The following is a 3834-nucleotide window of genomic DNA, read 5'->3' on the forward strand; positions in this document are numbered from 1 at the left end:
CTGTTGATTGAAGCGGAAATAAACATAAAAATTCAACAAAGCCTAAACTAAAAAACAGGCAGGACGGATTATTTATTATATTTAGAAAATTCGATATAATTGGACGAGTTCTTTTCAAATACGATACTCAAATATTGTAAATTGGGGGTATTCATCATATGAAATTTGGAGTTGTTATTTTTCCATCAAAAAAGCTTCAAGACTTGGCAAATTCCTTTCGTAAACGCTATGATCCACATTACGCTCTAATTCCTCCACATCTGACATTAAAAAATTCTTTTGAAGCAACGGATGAGGAAGCAAAAGATTATGCTGAAAAATTAAGGCAAATCGCTCAAAACACTAATCCATTCAACCTAAAAACAACAAAATTCAGCTCCTTCTATCCCGTTAATAATGTCATCTATTTTAAGGTAGAACCTACAGATGAACTTACTGGACTTCACTCAAAAATCAATAGTGAATTTATTGATCAAGATCAGCCATATGCATTTGTTCCACATATCACTATTGCGCAAAAACTTTCAAATGATGAATATTCTGATGTTTTTGGCGCGTTACGCATGAATAAGGCAGAGCATGAAGAAACGATTGATCGATTCCATCTCCTTTATCAATTGGAAAATGGATCTTGGTCCGTATCGGAAACTTTTCGTCTTGGAAAGGAATAACCATTGTGACAGTAAAAATAGTTGCAAACCGAAAAGAACTGAATGATGCCTTTACTGTTCGAAAGGTTGTATTCGTAGATGAGCAAAACGTGCCGGTTGAAGAAGAAATTGATCAATTTGAAGAGGACTCTACTCATTTTGTCATGTACCACGATGGTCATCCGATTGGTGCCGGGCGTTTCCGAATTCTAGATGGGATCGGAAAAGTAGAACGAATTTGCGTGTTAAAGGATGCTAGACAACTCGGGGCAGGTAAACAAATCATGAATACGATAGAAACTTATGCAAATCAAAAGGGTATTCATAAGTTAAAGCTTAACGCGCAAATACATGCTATTCCTTTCTACTCCCGTCTCGGCTATACAACCTCCTCTGAAGAATTTTTAGATGCTGGTATTCCTCATAAAACGATGATCAAAACCATCTAACTCAAGAATGCACCTGCCAAAATTGGCGGGTGCTTTTTTTTGGTAATTAATTTTTCCCCTTTTTGATACCTACATGTTTTGTTATGATTAAAGTTGTCTCATTTTCTATATTGGAGTTTTTAAACATGAAAACAGCTATTTACAAAAATCAATTGATCTTCCTTGATCATTTACAACGTGATGAATTTCAAAAAATCTATCTTGCCGGAAAGAATAACGAAATAAAATGTCCAACTTGTAACGAACGAATGCAACTTTTTCTAGGAATTCAGGAACAGCCACACTTTTTCCATGTCCATTCTCCTGAAAAGAAATGCCAAGAGCCTGAGCATGAGAAAACCTCAACACCCGTTAGCGTTCAAACCATCGAAAGGAACGGTTTTATCCTTCCACAAAGCCGGACCATTACTGTCCAAGATAATAATGTTCAATTGTTCAGTCCCGCTAAACCAGTTCGTCACACAGCTCCTTTCGTACCGCCAAATACATGGGACCAAAAAATCAGCGCTCCCTATTTTCAGGAACTCGCCGAACAAGGTGTCAGCTTAGATCAAAATCAAGCTTCCGCGGTAACCATGACAGAGGGTTCACTATTAGTACTTGCTGGGGCTGGTAGTGGCAAAACCCGCGTTTTAACAGCAAGAACCGCTTATATGCTCATTGAAAAACGAATTGACCCGCGTTCTATCATGCTAGTTACCTTTACATCGAAGGCTGCAGCAGAAATGAAAGCCCGGTTATTATCTTATCCAAACGTTAGCAAACAAGCTGTTCATCAGCTGGTTACAGGAACTTTCCACAGTATCTTTTACCGAATTCTAATGTACCATGATGCTGCTAATTGGGCATCAGATAAACTTCTTAAAAAAGATTGGCAACGCGATAAAATCCTTAAAGAAGCCGGGAAACAGCTCGATTTGTCAGAAAAAGAATTTGCGTATGATCTAGCACTTCAACAGATCGGATTATGGAAAAATACGATGGTAATGCCGGATCAGATAACTCCATCGTCAGAATGGGAAGAAAACACAGCCCAGTTATTCAAACTATATGAAACGTTTAAACAGCGGGAAGGCTTATTTGACTTTGACGATATGCTCATTGGCTGCTATCGACTGCTGCAAACATCTGCTGATTTGCTTGAATTTTATCAGGAGCGTTTTCATTATTTTTTGATTGATGAATTTCAGGATATTAACAAGGTCCAATATGAATTAATTAAAATGTTATCAATGAAACATAAAAATGTTTGTGCAGTTGGTGATGATGATCAGGCTATTTATTCCTTTAGAGGAAGTGACCCTAAGTTTCTGCTGGATTTTGAACAGGATTTTCCATTAGCCGAAGTGATTAATCTGGACCAAAATTACCGTTCATCCCATGAAATCGTCACTGCAGCAAACCAGATGATTGCCGCTAATAAAGTTCGTAGAATTAAAAAAATGAAAGCACAGGTATCAAATGGCCTGCTTCCCTATTTATTTTTCCCTTATGATGAAGAGGAGGAAGCAACCATGATTGTGACGGATATTCAGCAACAAATTACGGATGGTGCCAACCCATCGGACTTTGCTATTTTATATCGGACTAACGCTGCTTCACGGGCAGTATTTGAACGATTGGCAATCTCCAATCTTCCGTTCAAACTGGATCTGGATGCCGAGGCCTTTTACGACAGATATATTGTCAGATGTACCCTATCTTTTTTAAGAGTCAGTATCCATGAGGATGACACCCAGGGTATATCAGAAATATTGCCATTATTATTTTTAAAGCAAACTGCACTTAAAGAATTAAAAGCTTTGAGTATCCTCCAGGATTGCAGTCTCCTTGAGGCACTGTCTTACATTAAAACTACCCATTCTTTTCAAGAAAAAAAATTAAAAAAAGTTGTACCGCTCATTCGTTCTCTAAAAGCATTGGCTCCAGTCAAAGCGATTGAAAAAATTGAGAAAGATATTGGATTTCTAGATTTTCTAAAAAAACGCGGAAATGAATCTAATCAATTGGAGAAAGGCTCTGATGATTTAAAGGATTTAAAAGTTGCCGCAAAAAGTTTTGAATCCATCGATTCCCTTCTCGCCCATGCAGAGCACATGTCTGCAATGAATCGAGAAATGAAAAATTTAAGTAAACACTTCCGTGAGGCCATTACCCTTAGCACCATTCACCGAGCGAAGGGTCTTGAGTATAAGACGGTCTATCTGATTGGGGCTGTTGATGGAAGTCTTCCGCATGACTATGCATTGGAAAGCTCACGTAATGGAGATTTTGCCCCATTAGAAGAAGAAAGACGTCTATTCTATGTTGCGATGACACGAGCCAAAGAACAGCTATACATTTCCGTCCAAGAGAACAGACGCGGAAAGAAAAGCTATCGTTCACGATTTCTGGCTCCGCTGCTAAAAGCAAATAAACATTAAACAAAAAGGCCCATTTCCTTTAAGGGAAACGGCCTATTTGTTTATTTTTTGTTCATCATATTTGATATGGTATTGAAATCCAAGCTTTTACCATCTTTTACAATCGTATTAACGATTTGATCTTCCAACTCTTTGCTTACCGGTTTATTAGCTAATTGAGAAACCTTACGGATAACCCCGCGCACTGTTTTTTCATCTTTAAAATTAGCATTCTGTAAGGAATTCGCTAAATCAAAAATATCTTGCATATTTACGCCAGTTTTCTTTTCTATGTTTTTAAAGAAACCATTATCCATGTTTTTAGATTCACAC

The 3834-nt window shown here is 37.6% G+C and carries 4 protein-coding genes; 3 read left to right on the forward strand and 1 reads right to left on the reverse strand.

Going from position 1 to position 3834, the window contains the following annotated elements; translation table 11 throughout:
• Window positions 1-158 precede the first annotated feature (158 nt).
• The 3 genes from V7083_RS19880 (at window position 159) to V7083_RS19890 (ending at window position 3522) form a co-directional block, all read left to right on the forward strand.
• Window positions 159-671 (forward strand): YjcG family protein, encoded by a 513-nt coding sequence (locus V7083_RS19880; RefSeq protein WP_335481183.1) that lies wholly within the window; start codon window positions 159-161, stop codon window positions 669-671.
• A gap of 5 nt (window positions 672-676) precedes the next feature.
• A complete protein-coding gene (locus tag V7083_RS19885) occupies window positions 677-1099 on the forward strand; it encodes a GNAT family N-acetyltransferase (RefSeq protein ID WP_335481185.1) in 423 nt (140 codons plus the stop codon).
• A 125-nt stretch (window positions 1100-1224) separates the two neighbouring features.
• Entirely contained in the window at window positions 1225-3522 is a 2298-nt protein-coding gene (locus V7083_RS19890; RefSeq protein ID WP_335481187.1) for an ATP-dependent helicase, read from the forward strand.
• 41 nt (window positions 3523-3563) lie between these two features.
• On the opposite strand, the gene V7083_RS19895 is transcribed toward V7083_RS19890, so the two are convergent.
• Window positions 3564-3818, reverse strand: a complete 255-nt coding sequence (locus V7083_RS19895) for a stage VI sporulation protein F (RefSeq protein WP_335481194.1) — start codon at window positions 3816-3818, stop codon at window positions 3564-3566.
• Window positions 3819-3834: the final 16 nt, after the last annotated feature.

Source organism: Bacillus sp. JJ1764 (assembly GCF_036962145.1).
Lineage (GTDB): Bacteria > Bacillota > Bacilli > Bacillales > Cytobacillaceae > Neobacillus.

Bases quoted from the DNA above. Each gene is read 5' to 3' on its own strand.
- V7083_RS19880 (WP_335481183.1), top strand. From the start codon at position 159: ATGAAATTTGGAGTTGTTATTTTTCCATCAAAAAAGCTTCAAGACTTG.
- V7083_RS19890 (WP_335481187.1), top strand. From the start codon at position 1,225: ATGAAAACAGCTATTTACAAAAATCAATTGATCTTCCTTGATCATTTA.
- V7083_RS19895 (WP_335481194.1), bottom strand. From the start codon at position 3,818: ATGGATAATGGTTTCTTTAAAAACATAGAAAAGAAAACTGGCGTAAAT.